The following is a 19,115-nucleotide window of genomic DNA, read 5'->3' on the forward strand; positions in this document are numbered from 1 at the left end:
ATCGCGGGGTCGTTCAAGTGCCGGGTACTGCGGGTCGATCGGCAGGCGAGCATCGCGTCATGTCCTCACTCAGGGTGTCCACGCCCTGGTTCGACGAGTCCGGCGGCGAGAGTTCCTGGCTCCCGGGGCTACCTACCCCGGTGACAGTGGCGGGACCGCGCCGGATTCGCACCGGCTTCCTCTTCTGCCGCCGTATATGGCTCCGGCAGTCCACCACGGGCCTTCGAGACCCGTCAACTTGCTGTTGACCTGCGGCGGGGGAGTGTGCAGAACCCCACATCGCCGGTCACCACAGACGGCCGGGCGGGCACGGAACCCGAAGTTCCGTGCCCGCCCGGCCGTCGAGTGACGGGGTGCCGTCAGGCCACGATCAGATAGATCCCGTACGCCACCGCCGCCGCGCATGCCGCGAAGCAGGCGTAGGCGCCGGTGACCGCGAGGCCGGCCGAGCCGCCCTGGGCCGTGGCCCGTTCCTGGCGGGACAGGCCCATGATGCCGAGGGTGAACAGGGCCACGAGGCCCACGGTGACGACGAGGCTGACGCCGAAGACGGAGCCGAGTGCTTCCCAGTCGATCTTCATGGTGAGGCTTCCTTAGTGCGGCGGGCTCAGACGGCGGCCGGCGGGGCGGCCGGTTCCGTCGTGACGGGCGGGGCCGGGATCGTGGCGATGAGGTCCTCGGTCACGGGGCCCGCGGGCGGCGGGATCACGGCGGCGATGGCCGTGGTCACCACGCCGGCCGGCTCGTCGGTGTGGTTGACGTTCGACGCGTCCACGACCTCGCGCCGCGAGAGCTTCCAGATCCCCGCGCTGGAGGCGACGAGGAAGACCGCCACGACCGCGGTGCCCCAGTCGCCGAGGTCCGTGACGGACTCGGCCAGGGCGCCCACCAGGGCGGCCGCCGGGAGGGTGAGGCCCCAGGCGACGAGCATGCGGGTGGCCGTCGACCAGCGGACGACCCCGCCCTTGCGGCCGAGGCCGGCGCCCATCACCGAACCGGAGACGGCGTGCGTGGTGGACAGGGAGAAGCCGAGGTGGGACGAGGCCAGGATGACCGTGGCCGCGCTGGTCTGGGCGGCGAAGCCCTGCTGCGGCTGGAGGTCGGTCAGGCCCTTGCCCATGGTGCGGATGATGCGCCAGCCGCCGAGGTAGGTGCCGAGCGCGATGGCGAGACCCGCGGAGAGGATGACCCAGGTGGGCGGGTCGGAGTCGGGGGCGACGGCGCCGCCGGCGACCAGGGCGAGGGTGATGATGCCCATCGTCTTCTGCGCGTCGTTGGTGCCGTGGGCCAGCGAGACCAGGCCGGCCGAAGCGATCTGGCCGGTGCGGTAGCCCTTCGCGGCGGCCTTGCCGTCGGCCTTCCTGCCCAGCGAGTAGGAGAGCCGGGTGGCCAGCATGGCGGCGACGCCCGCGACGATCGGCGCGGCGACCGCCGGGATCAGGACCTTGGTGACGAGCGCGTCGCCGTGGACCGCGCCCATGCCCGCCGAGGCGATGGTGGCGCCGATCAGACCGCCCATGAGGGCGTGCGAGGAGCTGGAGGGCAGACCCACCAGCCAGGTCAGCAGGTTCCAGAGGATCGCGCCGACCAGGGCGGCGAAGATGACCTCGGGACGGATGCCGGTCTCGTCGACGAGACCCTTGGAGATCGTGTTGGCGACCTCCACCGAGAGAAAGGCGCCCACAAGGTTCAGCACGGCGGACATGGCCACCGCGACCTTGGGCTTGAGTGCACCGGTCGAGATGGTGGTGGCCATCGCGTTGGCGGTGTCGTGAAAACCGTTCGTGAAATCGAACGCGAGTGCGGTGACGACCACAATCGCGAGGATCAGCGAGAAGTTTTCCATTTACCCAGGCAATCGTTCGAGGTCATTGGCGAGTCGAACGTAAGTAACCTGGATGAACGGAAGGTGAACTGAGGCGGGCCGCACGGTGACCGAAATCTTCGGCTATTGCTGTGCCGGACCCCGCGGCCCCCGCACGCCCCATGGGCCCCACCGCTATGACCCGGCGGCGAACCTCTTCAGCTGACCTGCCGACCCGTTGAGGAGATTTTGGTCACCCGGCAGGCTGCTGCGGCTGGCGTACTGCCGGAGTGTTCAGGACGACCATCCGCCGGGCAGAGTTCCCCCGTCCGCCGAGTGGTAACGGGCCGCTCACAGCGCGTGGTCGGTTCGGGTGGATCACCGGACCAGGCGCCGCCGTTGCGTACGAAGTACGCGGCCTGTGCCGTGCCCGAAGTGCGGATTGCGGTAGTTGGCCTTCTGCCGGTCGACGTCCTTCTGCGCGGGCACGGCCAGGGCGCGGGTTCGGCGACGGCCGGCCTGGTGATCACGAGCCATGTGCTCCCCCCCGGAATGGCGTCGTGCACGAAACGAGACAAAGCCCAGAGGCTACTGGAAGATCGCGCGCCCTTTCGGAGCGCCGGATCGCGCCCTGGAGTGACCCGGCCCCGCGACGGCCCGAAACCCCGGCTGGCAGGATCGCGGGCATGGCTGAGCAACGGCAGGATCCACGAGACGTACCGGGTGCCGGGGGTGGCACGAGGGGTGTGCGGGCCGAGGAGGCGGACGCCTGGGGCGAGTTGGTCGATACGGCCCGCCGGACGGTCACCGACGGACTCGTCGTCGGCACCTCCGGCAACGTCTCGGTGCGCGTCGGGGACACGGTCCTGGTCACCCCGTCCGGCGTGCCCTACGACCGCCTCACCCCCGGCGACGTGACAGGTGTCGACCTGGAGGGCCGTCAGGTGCTCGGCACCCTGGTGCCGACGAGTGAACTCCCCATGCATCTGGCGGTCTACCGCAGCACCGGCGCCCACGCGGTCGTCCACACCCACGCGGTGCACGCCACGGCCGTCTCCACGCTCGTGCCCGAACTCCCCACGATCCACTACATGACCGCCGCACTCGGCGGCCCCGTCCGGGTTGCCCCCTACGCCACCTACGGCACCGCCGAACTGGCCGAGAACATGTTCCGCGCCCTCGCCGACCGCACCGCCTGCCTCCTCCAGAACCACGGCACGATCGCCTACGGCGCGAGTCTGTCCCAGGCCTTCGACCGCACAGCCCAACTGGAGTGGATGTGCCACCTCTGGCTGACGGCCCGAGCGGTACCGGGCCTGACGCCACATCTCCTGACCGAGGAACAGGTGGCGGAGGTGGGGGAGCGGTTGCGGGGGTACGGGCAGCGGACTTAAGGGGTTGCCGGTGCGGGTCCGTTGTGGCTGGTCGCGCGGTTCCCCGCGCCCCTGGGGGTTGCGGTCACCCTGCGCCAGGACGGATCGTTCCCCGCGCACCCCATCCCCGACCCACAACGCACCGCACGCCTCCAGGGGCGCGGGGAACCACGCAAAACGCCCGCCCCCACCGGCCCGCACACACCCGACGACCAGCGCCGCCCAACCGCCGGAGGCCCCCGCCCACTGGCCGAAGACCGCGTCCGAAAGGACACTGAAGACGTGCGCACTGTCAAAGCGACGGCCGCTGCCGTCACCGCAGCCCTGGCGGCCGGCGCGGCCGGAATCGTCGCGGGGAGGATCGCCAGCGACGCCGGACTGAAGGCGCCGCCGGGCCGCCCGCTGCCCGGCGAACCCCGGCTCACCGTCCACTCCACCGCGGCCGGCCGCATCGCCCTCACCCGCGACCTCGCCGCCCTCCGCCCCGGTACCTACGGCCTCGCCGGTGACGCCTCCCACGCCGTCGTCGGCGACGTCCTCACCGCGGAACCGCACTCCGCCGACACCGTCGTCCGCCGCCTGGAACGCGTCACCCACGGCACCCTCGCACCCGGCGACAAGGTCTGGCTCACCCCGAACGCGTACGTCGGCGACCCGGGGTCGGCCCTCGGCCTCGACCACACCGACGTCGACATCCCGGGCGAACTCGGTGCGCTGCCCGCGTGGTTCGTCCCCGGCGTGCGGGACACCTGGGTCATCGCGGTGCACGGTCTCGGTACCACCCGCGAACACGCCCTGAACATCATGGAGTTCCTGCACCGCCACCGCTTCCCGGTCCTCGCCCCCGCCCACCGCGGCGACCTCGGCGCGCCCCGCCCGCCGGACGGCCTGAACCACTTCGGCGAGACCGAGTGGCGCGACCTGGACGCGGCGATGCGCTACGCCGTCAGCAACGGCGCCCGCCAACTCGTGCTGCACGGCTGGTCCACCGGCGCCACCATGGCCCTGCGCGCCGCCGCCCGCTCCGGCCTGCGCGGCCGCGTCAAGGGGCTCGTCCTGGACTCCCCGGTGCTCAGCTGGGAGCTGACCCTGCGCGCCCTCGCCGCGGCCCGCCACACCCCCGGCGTCCTCCTCCCGCTCGCGGTGCGCGCGGCACAGGGCCGCACCGGCCTGCCCAGCGACCGCTCCGGCCTGTACGCCGACCGGACCGTCCCCTACGCCGACCGCGAGGACCGGGCCGACAGGACGGGCCCCGACGGGCCCCCGCCGCCGACCCTGATCCTCCACGGCCCGGACGACACGATCGCCCCCTGGACCCTCTCCCGCCGTCTCGCCGACGCCCACCCGGACCGGATCGCCCTGCACACGGTCCGTCAGGCCCCCCACGCGGCGATGTGGAACGCCGACCCGAGCGCCTACGAGGAGGCACTGCGCCGTTTCCTCACTCCCCTGATGTGACCTCCGGGCGCCCCGGTCCCACAGGTTCCGTTTAAGCCCGTACTACTGGCCTGATCTCGGCGTATGCCCCTCCGCGCGGCCCCGGCGCCGGCCCTGCCCGGCGCCCGCGGTGACATTCCGTTTGGGTTTTCGGACCGTCAACCGGAAGACTGCACCCGTGACGTCCCGTATCCCGCGCGACTCCAGGCTTCGACTCGTCCGCCCGCGACCCCTGGCCGCCGCCCCCTCAGCTGTGAACCAACGGCGCCCACGCCGCCCCGCGCCCCGCCCCCCGGAGGGCACGCCGGCCCCCGCGGAACTGGCCAGAATGGCGCGCAGGGGTCTTGCCGACGCGGCCCGCGTCGCGCACTGGGCCGACGGCGCCCTGGGCCCCGGCAGGGACGGCGCCGGCTCCGACGGCAACGGCACCCTCTCCGACGAGACAGCCGCCCGCGCGGCCGAGGACCTCGGCCTGACCGCGGCTCAGGTCCGCGCCGACTGGGACACCGCCCGCCTCGCGGGCCTCGTCGAGGTGCACGGCGACAACGCCCGCCCCGGCTGGCGGCTGCGCGCCTGGGACCGCGACGACAGTGCCGTACTGCGCGGCTGGGTCGCCCTCTTCGACGCCTGGTCGCTGGCCTTCCCGGAACCCGCCGACCGCGAGCCCGCGGCGGTCGCCGAGGTCGTCTCGGCCATGCCCCAGGTGCTCTCCTTCCTCCAGCTGTCCGCCGGCCCCGTCCCCGTCGAGCAGCTCCTGGACCTCCTGGAGCAGCGCGTCACCGAACTGCGCACCGAGCGCTGCGAGATCCCCTACGGCCCCCAGCCGGAACCCGTGGCGGAGCCGGAGACGGCCGACGCCCCCCTGGCCCCCCTCCTCGACTGGGCCCTGCGCGCCCTCGCCTCCGTCGGAGCCCTGACCTACGGCGACGGCCAGGCCACCCTCACCCCGCTCGGCAACTGGGCGGTGTGGGTCAAGCTGGAGCAGATCTGCGTCGCCGCACAGAGCCCGGCCGGCAACATCGAGGTCGCCGCCGAGGAGATGCTGCGCGGCTGCGCCCAGCTGCGTCCGAACGCGGCCCGCGCCGAGTACCGCGCCTGGCTGGCCGCCCGCCCCGTCGGCAGTGCCGTCACCGAACTCCTCGGTGCCGCCCGCGGCGACGACGCCCTGCTGCGCGGTCTCGCCTTCGAGGCCCTGCGCGTCGTCGGCGCCCCCGCCGAGCCCGACGTCCGCTCGGTGGCCGACGAGCCCACCCTGCGGCCGTACGCCCTGCTGTGGCTGGCCGAGCACGACGGGATCGACCCGGAGGACGCCCACGAGGTCCTCACCCGGGAAGAGGCCACCTGGCTGTGGGTCGACACCGCGGCGGCCGTCGCCGACCACGGTGAGGCCCCGATGCTGGTGCGGCACCTGGAGTCGGCGCTCCAGCCGACCGTCCCTCAACTGCTGGACGAGGTGCGGGCCGTGGGCCACCCGCGCACCGTGCAGGTCCTGGTCGCCCTCGCCGCCGCGCACCCCGACCCGGCCCTCGCCAAGGCCGTCCGCCGCGCCGCCTTCCAGGTGCACACCGGCGGGTGAGTCAGGGGCGTACCTCCGGCGCGTACGTCCCGAAGCTCCACACATTGCCCTCGGCGTCCCGGGCCATGTAGTCCCGGGAGCCGTAGTCCTGGTCCGTCGGGGGCATCAGGATCTCCGCGCCGTGCTCCACGGCGTGGCGGTGGTGCGCGTCGACGTCGTCCACGACCACGTACACCCCGGTCGGGCCCGCGTCCTTCATCAGCTTGTCGTAGGCGCTGCCGGTGCCCTTCGAACCGAGCATCACCGCGCCGTTGCCCTGCACCAGCTCGGCGTGGGCCACCAGGCCGTCCTCGCCCTCGTACACCGCGAGCTCGGTGAAGCCGAAGGCCTCGGTCAGCTGCCTGATGGCCGCCTTCGCGTCCGCGTACAGCAGTGCGGGGTAGATGCTCGGACGTCCACCACCGGTACCGGTCATGCCGATCACTCCCTTGTGACCAAAAAGCCGGACATCGATCCGTGGACCAGTCTCGCAGCGACCACCGACAGGGGCCTGGTGGAACCTCAACGGAAGGTGTCGCACCGCGTGAGGTCGCCGGACTCGTACCCCTGCCGGAACCAGCTCTGCCGCTGCTCGGCCGACCCGTGCGTCCACGACTCCGGTGTCACTCGACCCTGGAACCGCTCCTGGATCCGGTCGTCGCCCACGGCCGCCGCCGCGTCCAGACCGTCGGCGATGTCCGCGTCCGTGAGACTCGTGATGAGCGGGCGCCCCGTCGACTCGTCGTTCGTCGTGGTCGCGTGCCGGGCCCACACCCCGGCGTAGCAGTCCGCCTGGAGTTCCACCTTCACCGCGTTGCTGTCCGCGCCCGTGCGCCCGTCCTGCGACCGGCTCAGCGTGCCCATCAGGTCCTGCACGTGATGCCCGTACTCGTGCGCCACCACGTACGCCTGCGCGAACGGCCCGCCGCTCGCCCCGAACTTCGACCGCAGCTCGTCGAAGAACCCGAGGTCGAGATAGACCTTCCGGTCGCCCGGGCAGTAGAACGGCCCGACCGCCGAGGTCGCCGACCCGCACGCCGTGCCGACCTGTTCACCGAACAGGATGGTGGAGGAGCGGGTGTACGTGTCACCGCGCCGCTGGAACTCCTGGTCCCAGTAGTCCTGCACGCTGTTGACCACCGCCACCGTCCGGCAGTCGTCGCGCGTGTTCGCGTCCTGCCCGCTCTTGCAGCTCTGCTCGACCTCGCCGAGGCCGGAGGCCGTGGCCGCGGGCTGTCCGCCGCCGTCGGTGAGCCCGAGCTGGTCCGGGCCGACACCGAGGAAGAGCCCGAGGAGCAGGACGATCAGCCCGCCGATGCCACCACCGACGGTCGCCTTCCCGCCCGGGACGCGGCTGCCGCGCACGTCCTGCACCTCGGAGGTGTCCAGCCTGGCGTCGTCGTCGAACTGCATGCGGACACCTCCGGGCGAGAGACGGCGACGGGACCGACCGGATACCCGGAGCGAGACCAACCGAACACCCGCACTCAGGAAAAGTGCTTGCACGCCCCCGTTAGACTTGGCCCATGGCCATTCTCCTCGCGCATTAGACGGCGGGAACGCCTCAGCCGCCCACCCGTCAATCCCGAATCCGCCCAGGAGTCTGTCCGTGATCTCCGCCTCCGGTATCGAGCTGCGCGCCGGCGCCCGAGTCCTCATCGAGTCCGCCACCTTCCGAATCGCCAAGGGCGACCGCATCGGCCTGGTCGGCCGCAACGGCGCGGGGAAGACCACCCTCACCAAGTGCCTGGCCGGCGAGGGCATCCCCGCCGCGGGCCAGATCACCCGCTCCGGCGAGGTCGGCTACCTCCCCCAGGACCCCCGCACCGGCGACCTCGACGTGCTCGCCCGCGACCGCATCCTCTCCGCGCGCGGCCTCGACGTCCTGCTGAAGAAGATGCGCGACAACGAGCAGCGCATCGCCAACGGCTCCGGCGCCACCCGGGAGAAGGCGCTGCGGCAGTACGAGCGACAGGAGACCGAGTTCCTCACCAAGGGCGGGTACTCCGCCGAGGCGGAGGCCTCCACCATCGCCGCCGCGCTGAACCTCCCCGACCGGGTGCTGGGCCAGCCCCTGCACACCCTCTCCGGTGGTCAGCGCCGCCGTATCGAACTGGCCCGGATCCTCTTCTCCGACGCCGACACCCTGCTTCTCGACGAGCCGACCAACCACCTCGACGCCGACTCGATCGTCTGGCTGCGCGACTACCTCAAGACCTACCGCGGCGGCTTCATCGTGATCTCCCACGACGTCGACCTGGTCGAGACGGTCGTCAACAAGGTGTTCTACCTGGACGCCAACCGCGCCCAGATCGACGTCTACAACATGGGCTGGAAGCTCTACCAGCAGCAGCGCGAGGCGGACGAGAAGCGCAGGAAGCGCGAGCGGCAGAACGCCGAGAAGAAGGCCGCGGCCCTGCACTCGCAGGCCGACAAGATGCGTGCCAAGGCCACCAAGACGGTCGCCGCGCAGAACATGGCCAAGCGTGCCGACCGGCTGCTCGCCGGGCTCGACGCGGTGCGCCAGCAGGACAAGGTCGCCAAGCTGCGCTTCCCCGAGCCCGCGCCCTGCGGCAAGACCCCGCTGATGGCGGAGGGCCTGTCGAAGTCGTACGGCTCGCTGGAGATCTTCACCGACGTCGACCTGGCCATCGACAAGGGCTCCCGCGTGGTCATCCTGGGCCTCAACGGCGCGGGCAAGACCACCCTGCTGCGCCTGCTGGCCGGCACCGAGCAGCCGGACACCGGCGCGGTCGTGCCCGGCCACGGCCTCAAGCTCGGCTACTACGCCCAGGAGCACGAGACCCTCGACCCCGAGCGCACGGTCCTGGAGAACATGCGCTCGGCGGCTCCCGACCTCGACCTCGTCGAGGTGCGCAAGACGCTCGGCTCGTTCCTGTTCTCCGGCGACGACGTCGACAAGCCGGCCGGCGTCCTGTCCGGCGGCGAGAAGACCCGGCTGGCGCTCGCCACCCTGGTCGTGTCCTCGGCGAACGTCCTGCTCCTCGACGAGCCCACCAACAACCTCGACCCGGCCAGCCGCGAGGAGATCCTCGGCGCCCTGCGCACCTACAAGGGCGCGGTCGTCCTGGTCACCCACGACGAGGGCGCCGTCGAGGCGCTCCAGCCGGAGCGGATCATCCTGCTGCCGGACGGCGTCGAGGACCTGTGGGGCGCGGACTACGCGGATCTGGTCGCCCTCGCCTGACCGTCGGTGCCGCTTGATCGAATGGTGATCAACGGCGTATGGATCATTCGGCCCACCGGTGATCCATCATCTGTGTGAGATCTCCTCGTACCGAGGTGTGTCCTACATCGATTTCACGGCCGAGTCCTTTATCGACAAGGGCTCGGCCGTCGTACGTCTCTGACCTGGCCTTTCACAAAGGAACCCGTTCGGCGGTACGAACGCGCCCCGGTGGAATCACAGATTCCGTATGTGGGGACGCGCTCCTGTCGTCAGAACCGTGTCGCACGGACCTTGCCGAATGGGTGGCCATGAACGCCCGGAGGGGTGATCATGAGAGGACCAGAGCGCACTTCCCATGAGGAGGACCGGGTGGCCGAGACTCTGAAGAAGGGCAGCCGGGTAACCGGCGCCGCGCGCGACAAGCTCGCGGCAGACCTGAAGAAAAAGTACGACTCCGGTGCGAGCATTCGGGCACTGGCCGAGGAAACCGGCCGCTCGTATGGCTTCGTGCACCGGATGCTCAGCGAATCGGGCGTCACGCTTCGTGGGCGTGGCGGAGCGACGCGGGGCAAGAAGGCCGCATCGTCCTGAACCGGGCGGCCCATCGGCTTCGATGGTGGCCACCCGGTCGGTCGGCCGACTGACCGGGTGGTTACTGTGCAGTCACTTAGCATCGCTCTGCTGACCGCACGCATCGGAGGCGCCCCATGGCTATGTCCAGCCAGGACGGCCAGGAATCAGTTCCCCTGCTCGACAAGGACGGCGTACGGCTCACCGTCGAGGACACCCTCGCCACGGTGACGCTGACCAACCCGGCCAAGCGCAACGCGCAGAGCCCCGCTCTGTGGCGGGCGCTCGCCGAGGCGGGCCGGCTGGTGCCGGGCTCCGTCCGGGTCGTGGTGCTGCGCGGCGAGGGCAAGTCCTTCTCCGCCGGGCTCGACCGGCAGATGTTCACGCCCGAGGGGATCGAGGGCGAGCCGTCGTTCATCGACCTCGCCCGCAGTGGTGACGCCGAACTCGACGCCGCCATCGCGGAGTTCCAGGAGGGCTTCACCTGGTGGCGGCGCAGTGACGTCGTGTCCATCGCCGCCGTGCAGGGGCACGCCATCGGAGCGGGCTTCCAGCTGGCCCTCGCCTGTGACCTGCGCGTCGTCGCCGACGACGTGCAGTTCGCCATGCGCGAGACCAGCCTGGGCCTGGTTCCCGACCTCGCCGGCACCCACCCCCTGGTGGGCCTCGTCGGCTACGCCCGGGCGCTGGAGATCTGCGCCACCGGGCGCTCCGTCACGGCCGAGGAGGCCGTGAGCACCGGCCTCGCCAACATCGCCGTACCGCTCGACCAGCTCGACGGCGCCGTGCGGGACCTGGCGGCCGCCCTTCTGTCCGCCCCCCGCGACGCGGTCGTCGAGACCAAGGCGCTGCTGCGCGGCGCCCAGGACCGCACCTACGACGAGCAGCGCGGCGCCGAGCGCGCCGCCCAGACCCGACGGCTGCGGGACCTCGCCGGAGTCGGCGACTAGGTCAGCACGGCCGTCACCAGCACGGCCACCGTCGGACGATCCGGCAGCACAGCTCCCACGGCGGCGCGGACCTCCCGGGCCACGTCCAGGGCCCGGCGGTCCGCGTCCACCGCCAGTTCGACGCGGACATGGCGGCGCGGGAGGGAGCCGTCCCCGGTCTCCCGGTCCCGGATGTGCACCGGCCGCCCCAGCAGACCGGTCAGCCGGCCCACCCCGGGCACCGCCAGCGCGGCGACGGCCGCGAGGGTCTCGTCGCCGGGCTCCGCCTCCGCGGGACGCGGCGGCTCGGGCGCCGGTACGGGGGAGGGGTCCGCGTCCTCGTCCAGCAGGGCCGTCACCCGCAGATCCACCTCGGCGAGCTCCAGCCCCAGCAGCCCGGCCGCCACCCCGGCGAGTGCCGTGCGCAGCCGCTCGGCCGTCACCGGCAGCGGCTCCGCGGGCGTGGCCCCGAACTCCGCCGTGAGCCGCAGCGGGCCGGGCGGCAGCGCGCCCGGAGGCGGCGGTACGGCGGGCTCGTGCGTGTCCTCCGGATCGGCGAGCGCGATGCGCACCGTGCCCAGCCGTACGCCGTGAAGGTCCTCCGCGACGGCCCGCAGCACCGTCCGGGCCGCCTCCTCGGAGATCCACGCGCCGTCGCGCGGCCCGCCCAGGGGCAGCAGCCTGCCCAGCCCCAGCTGATGCCGCACCGTCCGTGCCCACTGCTCCGCCGTCATTACTCCAGCCTGCCGCATCTCCGGCGCGCGATCGCGCAACCGCGCTTACGGTGGTCGAAGGAGGACGAGCGAAAGGGGTGACGCGATGACCGACATGACGCAGAGCACCGAGGTGGAGCCGCAGGCGCAGCTGCGGAAGACCACCAAGCGCGGCGGCGGAGACCCCGCGACCCGTGGGCGTACCACCATCGCCGACGGTGTCGTGGAGAAGATCGCCGGCCTCGCGGCACGGGACGTCCTCGGCGTCCACGCCATGGGCAGCGGCCTGAGCCGCACCTTCGGGGCCGTACGGGACCGGGTGCCCGGCGGTTCGAAGTCCGCCACCCGCGGGGTCAAGGTGGAGGTCGGCGAGGTGCAGACCGCGCTCGACCTGGAGATCGTCGTCGACTACGGCGTCTCGATCTCCGACGTGGCCAAGGCCGTGCGGGAGAACGTCATCGCCGCCGTGGAGCGGATGACCGGCCTGGAGGTCGTCGAGGTCAATGTCGCGGTGAGCGATGTGAAGCTGCCCGACGAGGAGGACGAGGAGCCGGAGTCCCGTCTTCAGTAGCCGCACCACACGTGAAGGACCTTGAGGGAGCGCACGATGAGCATGGCCGTGGTCGGCATGATCGCCGGCATGGCGCTGGGCTTCGCAGGATATTTCGGCGGGTTCGGCGCCTTCCTGCTGGTGGCGGCGCTGGGCGCCATCGGCTTCGTCGTCGGCCGGTTCCTGGAGGGGGACCTGGAGATCGGCGACTTCTTCCGTACCCGTGACGACCGACGTGACCGGCGGCCATGACGTCCGTGAGCAGTGAGAACGGCACGGCGGACGAGCTCCGCGGACCCCTGACCGCGACCGCCGTCCCGCCCGCGGACCGAGGGGCGACGAGGATCGCCGACCGGGTGGTCGCGAAGGTCGCGGGACAGGCGGCCCGCGAGGCGCTCGGAAAACTCCCCGCCGAGGCCGAGCCCCCCTACGCCACCGTCGTCGTCCTGCCCCACTCTCGGGTTCGCTCGAACGGGGGGACCCCCACCGCAGTGGTCCGCGTCCGCGTGCACCTCGAACTCGACTACCCCTGCGACATCGGCACGCGTTGCCGAGAGGTGCGTCAGCAAGTGGGCGAGCGGGTAGTCGCGTTGGTGGGCATGGAGGTGTCGGAGGTCAGCGTCCAGGTGGAACGGCTGCATCCGGCACAGGCGCACGGCGCGGCAAAGGGGAGGACGCGATGAGCGAGCCCCAGGGCTCCGAAGGCACCACACAACGACTGCCGGTCATCGAACGGGCGGCGGAACCGGACCGGCGCGACCAGTCCGCGTCGGCGACCGCGTACGGACCACCACCCGTTTTGGAGGACGGGGCGGGCGGCGGCGCACGCCGTTTCTGGTCGGCGCGCAGGATCCCGGCCGGCATCGTCGCCGTGCTGCTCCTGCTCGTCGCGGGCATCTTCCTGTACGACATCGCGGCCGTCCGGGCGCACCGGCCGGCCATGCACTGGCGCCGCGAACTCTCGGTGCAACTCGCCGAACGCCCCCTGGACGACATCTGGGTTCTGGTCGGCGCCGGCGTCGCCGCGGCGCTGGGCCTGTGGCTGCTCGTCCTGGCCGTCACACCGGGTCTGCGCGGCGTCCTCCCGATGCGCCGCATCCACCCCGACGTCCGCGCCGGCCTCCACCGGGACGCGGCCGCCATGGTGCTGCGCGACCGGGCCATGGAGGTGGCCGGCGTCCAGTCCGCACGCGTACGGATGAGGCGGACGAAGGCCGACGTCCGCGCGGTCTCCCACTTCCGTGAACTGGACGACGTACGCGCCGACCTGGACGTGACCCTCACCGAGGCGATCAGGGGACTGGGCCTGGCCCGGCCCCCCGCCCTGTCGGTGCATGTGGCGCGGACGACGACCGGGAAGAAGGGCTGAGGCCAGATGCTCAGGACCGTCAACCGCGTACTGATCGGCCTGATGGGCCTGGTACTGCTCGTCGTCGGCGGCTCGGTGCTCGCCGTGGGCCTCGGCCTCGACCCGCCCTCGTGGTGGATCCACGACGGCAAGAAGGACGTCCTGCTGAGCGACGCGGAGCGCACCCGCTGGGACGGCGAGGGCTGGTGGTGGCCGACGGTCATCGCCGCACTGGCACTCGTGGTGCTCCTGACCCTGTGGTGGCTGACAACGGTACTGCGCAGGCGCCGGCTCACGGAGGTACGCGTCAACACCGGCGACGGCGAGGGCGCGCTGTTGCGGGGCCGGGCGTTGGAGACCGTACTGGCGAGCGACGCGGGCCAATTGGACGGCGTACAACGAGCCCAGGTGGGCCTGAAAGGCCGCCCGGAGGCCCCCGAGACCCACGTACGCCTCCACCTGGAACCGCACGTGGATCCGGGAACCGCCCTGCACCACCTGACGACCGAGGCCCTGACCCACGCCCGCACTTCGGCGGGCCTCGACTCACTGCCGGCCGAGGTCCGCATGACCGGCGTCAAGCACAAGGCGGAAAGGGTCAGTTGACGGTCAGAAACCGTGCCGCATGCCCCCGTCGACCGGCAACATGACCCCGGTCAGATAGGAAGCAGCCGGCGACAGCAAGAACGCCGACGCCCGCCCGAACTCCTCGGGCGTCCCATACCGACGCAAGGGAATCCGGGACTCGTTGGCGACCCGCGTGGCTTCGGGATCAGCCGACATCCCGTCCAGCTCGCGCACGCGGTCCGTGTCGATACGGGACGGCAGGAGTCCCACGACGCGAATTCCTCGCGGCCCCAGCTCATCGGCGAGAGACTTCGCGAACCCGGCGAGACCGGGCCGCAGCCCGTTCGAGATGGTCAGCCCCGGAAGCGGCTCGTGCACCGACGCCGACAGCACGAACCCGATCACACCCCCGTCCTCCAACTCCGCCGCGGCCGCCCGGGCCAACCGAACCGCGCCGAGGAACACGGACTCGAACGCGGCCTGCCACTGCTCGTCCGTGTTGTCGGCGACAAAACCGGGCGCGGGCCCACCGACACTGATGAGCACTCCGTCGAAGCCGCCGAAGTGCTCACGCGCGGCGGCGATCAGCCGCTCGGGCGCTGACGGATCGGCGTTGTCGACGGCCACGCCCACGGCGTTCGGCCCCAACTCCGCGGCCGCGGCGAGCGCCCGCTTCTCCTCCCGCCCGGTCACCACCACCTTCGCCCCGTCCGCGACCAGCGAACGCGCGGCCGCGTTGCCGAGCCCACGGGTCGCGCCGGTGACGACGTACACACGGTCCCTCAGTCCAAGATCCATGGCCCCTATCCTGCCTCCTCGCCCCCGAACAAGGTGAGGGCGGTGGTCACCAGACCGATGTGGCTGAACGCCTGCGGGAAGTTGCCGAGCTGGGCGTCGGCCACGGGGTCGTACTCCTCGGACAGCAGCCCCACGTCGTTGGCCAGCCCCAGCAGGCGTTCGAAGAGGTCCCGCGCCTCCTTCGTACGGCCGGTCATGTGGAGGGCGTCGGCGAGCCAGAACGAGCACACCAGGAAGGTGCCCTCGCCGCCGGGCAGCCCGTCGACGGGGGTCTCCTCGACGCTGTACCGCCGTACCAGTCCGTCGTGGTCCAGCTCCGCGCGGATCGCGTCGATGGTGCCGACGACCCGGGGATCGTCGGGCGGCAGGAAGCCGGTGCGCGGGATCAGCAGCAGGGACGCGTCGAGTTCGCGCGAGCCGTAGTACTGGGTGAAGGTGTTGCGTTCGGGGTCGTAGCCCCTCTCGCAGACCTCGCGGTGCACCTCCTCGCGCAGCGCGCGCCAGCCGTCCAGGTCGCCCCGCAGATCCGGGTAGGTCTCCAGGGCGCGCACGGCACGGTCGGCGGCGACCCACACCATGACCTTCGAGTGGACGAAGTCGCGGCGGCCGCCACGCACTTCCCAGATCCCCTCGTCCGGCTGCCGCCAGGAGGACCGCAGGAAGTCCAGCAGGACGCTCTGCAGGGACCACATGTGCGGAATGGCGGGCAGGCCCGCCCGCCGGGCCAGCGACAGCGAGTCCATGACCTCGCCGTACACGTCCAGCTGGAGCTGTTTCACGGCCTCGTTGCCGATGCGGACGGGCCTGGAGCCGCCGAAACCGGACAGCCAGGGCAGCTCGAACTCGGGCAGCCGGCGCTCGCCCGCGACGCCGTACATGATCTGGAGGTCGGCCGGGTCGCCGGCGACCGCGCGCAGCAGCCAGTTGCGCCAGGCCTCGGCCTCCTCCAGGTAGCCGCACTGCACCAGCGCCGCCAGGGTGAGGGTGGAGTCGCGCAGCCAGCAGTACCGGTAGTCCCAGTTGCGCACCCCGCCCATCTCCTCCGGCAGCGAGGTGGTGGCCGCGGCCACGATGCCGCCGGTCGGCCGGTAGGTGAGCGCCTTCAGAGTGATCAGGGAGCGGACCACGGCGTCCCGGTGCGGACCGTCGTAGCGGCAGCGCGCCGACCACGCCTGCCAGTCGGCCACGCTGCTCTCCAGCGTCTCGAAGGGGTCGGTCAGCGGGGGACGCGGCTCGTGCGAGGGGTGCCAGGTGAGGACGAACGCGACCTTCTCGCCGGGCTCGACGGTGAACTCCGAGTGCGTCCCGAAGTGCTCGCCCCAGGTGCGTACCGGGGGCTCGCTGCGCAGCCACGTCGCGTCGGGTCCCGCGACGGCCACCCGTTGCCCGTCCGCCCTGCGCATCCACGGCACGATCGAGCCGTACTCGAAGCGCAGCCGCAGCGTGCTGCGCACGGTGACCCGGCCGCTGAGCCCCTCCACGACGCGTACGACGTCGGGGGCGACGTCACGCTGCGGCATCAGGTCGGTGACGCGCACCGCGCCCTCGTCGGTCTCCCACTCGGTGTCCAGGACGAGGGTGCCGGGGCGGTAGCCGCGCCTCGTGCACCGGTCGGCGTTCTTCGGAGCGATCCGCCAGTGGCCGTTCTCCTCGTCCCCGAGCAGCCTGGCGAAGCAGGCCGCCGAGTCGAAGCGGGGCAGGCACAGCCAGTCCACGGAGCCGTCCATGCCGACCAGGGCGGCGGTCTGCTCGTCGCCGATGAGGGCGTAGTCCTCGATACGGGGGTGCACGGAGTGCGGTTTCCCGGCAGGCCGGGCGGGCAATCAGGGGTGCGGCCGGGGGAGTGACGCCGCCGTGCCGGAGAAGATCACTCCCGAGTGCGCCGGACTCTGGTTCAGCACCCACAGTCCGATCAGGGTCGCCAGCGCGAACACGACGGCGATGAGCACGGTCAGGACGAGCCGGCGGCGGCGCTCGCGGCGCAGCCACTCGCCACGTGCCGTGCGATAGGCGTCGGGAGCCGCGTGCACCCCGCCCGCCAGTGCGGCGAGGGCCTCCTGGAGTTCCCGTTCGGTACGGTCCGGACTCGCGTCGTTCATCATCGCCGGGCCTCCATCGCCTGGGTCAGGGCGGCCAGGCCGCGCGCCGTATGGGTCTTCACCGAGCCGCAGGAGATGCCCATCGCCGAGGCGATCTCGCTCTCCTTCAGCCCGAGCCAGTGCCTGAGCACCAGCGCCTCGCGCTGCCGGGCGGGCAGCTGCTGGAGCGCGTCGATGAGGACGCGCTGGTCGTCGTGGAGGAGCGCGGTGCTCTCGGCGGAGGCGACGAGCTCGTCCGTTCCTGCCGGGGGGTTCTCGACGTGCTTGCGGGCGACCTGCAGGTGCCGTATCCGCATCCGGGTCAGATTGCAGACCGTGGAGCGCAGATAGGCCTCCGCGGCCTCGGTGTCCCGCAGCCGCCGCCACTTCCGGTAGATCTGGTAGTAGGCCTCGGCGACCACGTTCTCCGGGTCGTCGGCGCCGAGCAGCACGGCGAGGCGGAGCATCGAGGCGTAGTGCAGCTCGAAAAGGCGGGCCACACCCGCCTCGCGCTCCAGCTCGGCCGGGTCGGCCGCGGCGGGGGCGAGCGGGACGGGCACGGCGGTGCCGTGTCTCAGGTGCTGTCTCACGGGTTGTTCGCTCCCGTCTCGGGGCGCCGCCTGACGGTCAGGCGCGACGGTAGGTCGGTCAGGTCGGCGCCGCGTGGGACGCCGAGCCGTTCGAGGGCCGCGGTCCCGGCCAGGGCGACGGTCAGGTTGAGCAGGAGGGCGACGAGCCCGGCGTAGATCCGGAAGGGCCCGCTGCCGAGTGAGGAGAAGCCCTCGCGGACGACGAGGAAGGTGCCGGTCAGCATGCCCGCGGCCCACCCGGCGAGCAGCGCGCGCGGATGCAGCCGCCCGGTGAACAGCCCCACGGCGACGGCCGGGAAGATCTGCAGGATCCAGACCCCGCCGAGGAGCTGGAGGTTGACGGCGTCCTGGTCGCGCAGCCCGAACACGAAGGCCACCGCGCCCGCCTTCGCCGTCAGTGACACCGCCTTGGCGATCCGCACCTGCCGCTTGGGCGTGGCGGTGGGGTGCACGTACTCGACGTACACGTTGCGGACGAAGCTGGTGGCCGCCGCGATCGACATCACCGCGGCCGGGACCAGCGCCCCCACGGTGATCGCGCCGAACACCAGCCCGGCCAGCGGCGCCGGCATCAGCCGGTCCACCAGCATCGGTACGGCGGTCTCGGCGCCGCCCCGCGGTGCCTGTACGCCCGCCGCGAGCGCCGCGATGCCCAGGAACCCGAAGAGTGCGAGCAGCCCCGTCCAGGCGGGCAGGGCCACGGCGACCTTGCGCAGGGTGCGGGAGCTGTCGGCGGCGAAGCCGGCGGTCAGGACGTGCGGGTACATCAGCAGGGCGAGCGCGGAACCGAGGGCGAGGGTGGCGTAGGCGGGCTGCTGTCCGGGGGAGAGCAGGAGCGCCGGTGCGCCCAGGCGCTCGGCCGCCCCGTCGAACACCGCGCCCGGTCCGCCGAGCCGCTCCAGGACCAGCCAGGTCACGGCGGTGAGCGAGACGAAGACCGCGACCGCCTTCAGCGCGGAGATCACGGTGGGTGCCCGCAGCCCGTGCCGGTAGGTGGCCACCGCGAGCCCCGCGAACAGCGCCACCATCACCAAATCACCGGTCGCGCCCCGCGGATACACGCCCCCGGCGGTCAGCACCGCCCGTATCCCGAGCAGTTGCAGCGCCAGATACGGCATCGTCGCCAGGATCCCGGTCAGCGCGACCACCAGGGCCAGCGCCGGCGAACCGTAGCGGCCGCGCACGAAGTCGGCGGCGGTGATGTAGCCGTGCCGCCGGGCCACCTCGCCCAGGCGGCTGAGCAGCACGAAGGCGATCGGGCAGACGATCACCGTGTACGGCACCGCGAAGAACGCGGCCCCGCCGTTGCCGTACGCCAGGCCCGGTACCGCGGTGAAGGTGTACGCGGTGAAGATCGTGCCGCCGAGCAGCAGCCAGGTCCATACCGGGCCGAGGCTGCGGTCGGCCAGCGCCCAGCCCTCCAGGGACGGCAGCCGGTCATGGGGGCGCAGCCGGCGCGCGGTCACGGCGAGCAGCGACGCTCCGCCGATCACGGCGAGGAACGTCGCGGTCATGGCGCTGTCGGCCATGGTCACCGTCCTTGGTGTGCCCCGGGTGTACCCGAAGGTGTCTCTGTGCCCTCGCGCTTAAGTTGCGCGGGCCGCCGGTTCGGA

At 72.1% G+C, this 19,115-nt stretch carries 22 protein-coding genes and 1 riboswitch; of the genes, 11 read left to right on the forward strand and 11 right to left on the reverse strand.

What is annotated here, in order from left to right; genetic code table 11:
* Positions 1-86: 86 nt before the first annotated feature.
* Positions 87-230, reverse strand: a riboswitch (cobalamin riboswitch).
* Between the two features lie 129 nt (positions 231-359).
* The 3 genes from ABZT02_RS24385 to ABZT02_RS24395 form a co-directional block, all read right to left on the reverse strand.
* Positions 360-581 carry a hypothetical protein gene (locus ABZT02_RS24385; RefSeq protein WP_356020576.1) on the reverse strand — a complete coding sequence of 74 codons (222 nt, stop codon included), beginning with the start codon at positions 579-581 and terminating at the stop codon, positions 360-362.
* A 26-nt stretch (positions 582-607) separates the two neighbouring features.
* Complete coding sequence (locus ABZT02_RS24390; protein ID WP_356020578.1) at positions 608-1,846, reverse strand: inorganic phosphate transporter; 1,239 nt, start codon at positions 1,844-1,846, stop codon at positions 608-610.
* Between the two features lie 336 nt (positions 1,847-2,182).
* Positions 2,183-2,341 carry a hypothetical protein gene (locus ABZT02_RS24395; protein ID WP_356020581.1) on the reverse strand — a complete coding sequence of 53 codons (159 nt, stop codon included), beginning with the start codon at positions 2,339-2,341 and terminating at the stop codon, positions 2,183-2,185.
* 149 nt (positions 2,342-2,490) lie between these two features.
* Here ABZT02_RS24395 and ABZT02_RS24400 point away from each other — a divergent pair, with 149 nt between their 5' ends.
* From ABZT02_RS24400 to ABZT02_RS24410, 3 genes are all read left to right on the forward strand, one after another.
* Positions 2,491-3,198: a class II aldolase/adducin family protein gene (locus ABZT02_RS24400; protein WP_356020583.1), complete on the forward strand. Its 708-nt coding sequence runs from the start codon at positions 2,491-2,493 to the stop codon at positions 3,196-3,198.
* A 261-nt stretch (positions 3,199-3,459) separates the two neighbouring features.
* Entirely contained in the window at positions 3,460-4,635 is a 1,176-nt protein-coding gene (locus ABZT02_RS24405; RefSeq protein ID WP_356020585.1) for an alpha/beta hydrolase, read from the forward strand.
* 157 nt (positions 4,636-4,792) lie between these two features.
* A complete protein-coding gene (locus ABZT02_RS24410; RefSeq protein WP_356020588.1) occupies positions 4,793-6,190 on the forward strand; it encodes a hypothetical protein in 1,398 nt (465 codons plus the stop codon).
* Between the two features lies 1 nt (position 6,191).
* Here ABZT02_RS24410 and ABZT02_RS24415 read toward each other — a convergent pair whose 3' ends face one another.
* Positions 6,192-6,605: a VOC family protein gene (locus ABZT02_RS24415; protein WP_356020590.1), complete on the reverse strand. Its 414-nt coding sequence runs from the start codon at positions 6,603-6,605 to the stop codon at positions 6,192-6,194.
* Positions 6,606-6,691: 86 nt separating this feature from the next.
* Positions 6,692-7,582 (reverse strand): neutral zinc metallopeptidase, encoded by an 891-nt coding sequence (locus tag ABZT02_RS24420; RefSeq protein ID WP_356020592.1) that lies wholly within the window; start codon positions 7,580-7,582, stop codon positions 6,692-6,694.
* 196 nt (positions 7,583-7,778) lie between these two features.
* On the opposite strand from ABZT02_RS24420, the gene ABZT02_RS24425 reads away from it, so the two are divergent.
* The 3 genes from ABZT02_RS24425 to ABZT02_RS24435 all read left to right on the forward strand — a co-directional run bounded on the left by ABZT02_RS24425 (position 7,779) and on the right by ABZT02_RS24435 (position 10,879).
* Complete coding sequence (locus ABZT02_RS24425) at positions 7,779-9,377, forward strand: ABC-F family ATP-binding cassette domain-containing protein (RefSeq protein ID WP_356020594.1); 1,599 nt, start codon at positions 7,779-7,781, stop codon at positions 9,375-9,377.
* A 351-nt stretch (positions 9,378-9,728) separates the two neighbouring features.
* Positions 9,729-9,950, forward strand: coding sequence for a helix-turn-helix domain-containing protein (locus tag ABZT02_RS24430; protein ID WP_004002281.1), 222 nt, complete (start codon positions 9,729-9,731; stop codon positions 9,948-9,950).
* 116 nt (positions 9,951-10,066) lie between these two features.
* Positions 10,067-10,879, forward strand: a complete 813-nt coding sequence (locus tag ABZT02_RS24435; protein ID WP_356020596.1) for an enoyl-CoA hydratase/isomerase family protein — start codon at positions 10,067-10,069, stop codon at positions 10,877-10,879.
* Here ABZT02_RS24435 and ABZT02_RS24440 read toward each other — a convergent pair.
* On the reverse strand, positions 10,876-11,592 hold the full coding sequence (locus ABZT02_RS24440) for a nucleopolyhedrovirus P10 family protein (RefSeq protein ID WP_356020599.1): 717 nt from the start codon (positions 11,590-11,592) through the stop codon (positions 10,876-10,878). The genes ABZT02_RS24435 and ABZT02_RS24440 overlap by 4 nt on opposite strands.
* Before the next feature lie 85 nt (positions 11,593-11,677).
* Here ABZT02_RS24440 and ABZT02_RS24445 point away from each other — a divergent pair, with 85 nt between their 5' ends.
* The 5 genes from ABZT02_RS24445 to amaP are packed head-to-tail and all read left to right on the forward strand — an operon-like array spanning position 11,678 to position 14,075.
* Complete coding sequence (locus ABZT02_RS24445) at positions 11,678-12,142, forward strand: Asp23/Gls24 family envelope stress response protein (protein ID WP_356020601.1); 465 nt, start codon at positions 11,678-11,680, stop codon at positions 12,140-12,142.
* 36 nt (positions 12,143-12,178) lie between these two features.
* A complete protein-coding gene (locus ABZT02_RS24450) occupies positions 12,179-12,373 on the forward strand; it encodes a hypothetical protein (protein ID WP_020121359.1) in 195 nt (64 codons plus the stop codon).
* Positions 12,370-12,804: an Asp23/Gls24 family envelope stress response protein gene (locus ABZT02_RS24455; protein ID WP_356020604.1), complete on the forward strand. Its 435-nt coding sequence runs from the start codon at positions 12,370-12,372 to the stop codon at positions 12,802-12,804. The genes ABZT02_RS24450 and ABZT02_RS24455 overlap by 4 nt, the downstream gene beginning before the upstream one ends.
* Complete coding sequence (locus ABZT02_RS24460; protein WP_356020606.1) at positions 12,801-13,490, forward strand: DUF6286 domain-containing protein; 690 nt, start codon at positions 12,801-12,803, stop codon at positions 13,488-13,490. Before ABZT02_RS24455 ends, ABZT02_RS24460 begins: the two co-directional genes overlap by 4 nt.
* A gap of 6 nt (positions 13,491-13,496) precedes the next feature.
* Complete coding sequence (amaP, locus tag ABZT02_RS24465; protein WP_356020608.1) at positions 13,497-14,075, forward strand: alkaline shock response membrane anchor protein AmaP; 579 nt, start codon at positions 13,497-13,499, stop codon at positions 14,073-14,075.
* Between the two features lie 3 nt (positions 14,076-14,078).
* On the opposite strand, the gene ABZT02_RS24470 is transcribed toward amaP, so the two are convergent.
* The 5 genes from ABZT02_RS24470 to ABZT02_RS24490 are packed head-to-tail and all read right to left on the reverse strand — an operon-like array spanning position 14,079 to position 19,031.
* Positions 14,079-14,834, reverse strand: coding sequence for an SDR family oxidoreductase (locus tag ABZT02_RS24470; protein WP_356020611.1), 756 nt, complete (start codon positions 14,832-14,834; stop codon positions 14,079-14,081).
* A 5-nt stretch (positions 14,835-14,839) separates the two neighbouring features.
* On the reverse strand, positions 14,840-16,624 hold the full coding sequence (locus ABZT02_RS24475) for a glycoside hydrolase family 15 protein (RefSeq protein ID WP_356020613.1): 1,785 nt from the start codon (positions 16,622-16,624) through the stop codon (positions 14,840-14,842).
* Between the two features lie 33 nt (positions 16,625-16,657).
* Positions 16,658-16,933, reverse strand: coding sequence for a hypothetical protein (locus tag ABZT02_RS24480; RefSeq protein ID WP_356020735.1), 276 nt, complete (start codon positions 16,931-16,933; stop codon positions 16,658-16,660).
* Positions 16,933-17,502, reverse strand: a complete 570-nt coding sequence (locus ABZT02_RS24485; protein WP_356020616.1) for a sigma-70 family RNA polymerase sigma factor — start codon at positions 17,500-17,502, stop codon at positions 16,933-16,935. Before ABZT02_RS24485 ends, ABZT02_RS24480 begins: the two co-directional genes overlap by 1 nt.
* Positions 17,499-19,031 (reverse strand): sodium:solute symporter family protein, encoded by a 1,533-nt coding sequence (locus ABZT02_RS24490; RefSeq protein ID WP_356020619.1) that lies wholly within the window; start codon positions 19,029-19,031, stop codon positions 17,499-17,501. The genes ABZT02_RS24485 and ABZT02_RS24490 overlap by 4 nt, the downstream gene beginning before the upstream one ends.
* Positions 19,032-19,115 lie beyond the last annotated feature (84 nt).

Source organism: Streptomyces sp. NPDC005402 (genome assembly GCF_040606575.1).
Lineage (GTDB): Bacteria > Actinomycetota > Actinomycetes > Streptomycetales > Streptomycetaceae > Streptomyces.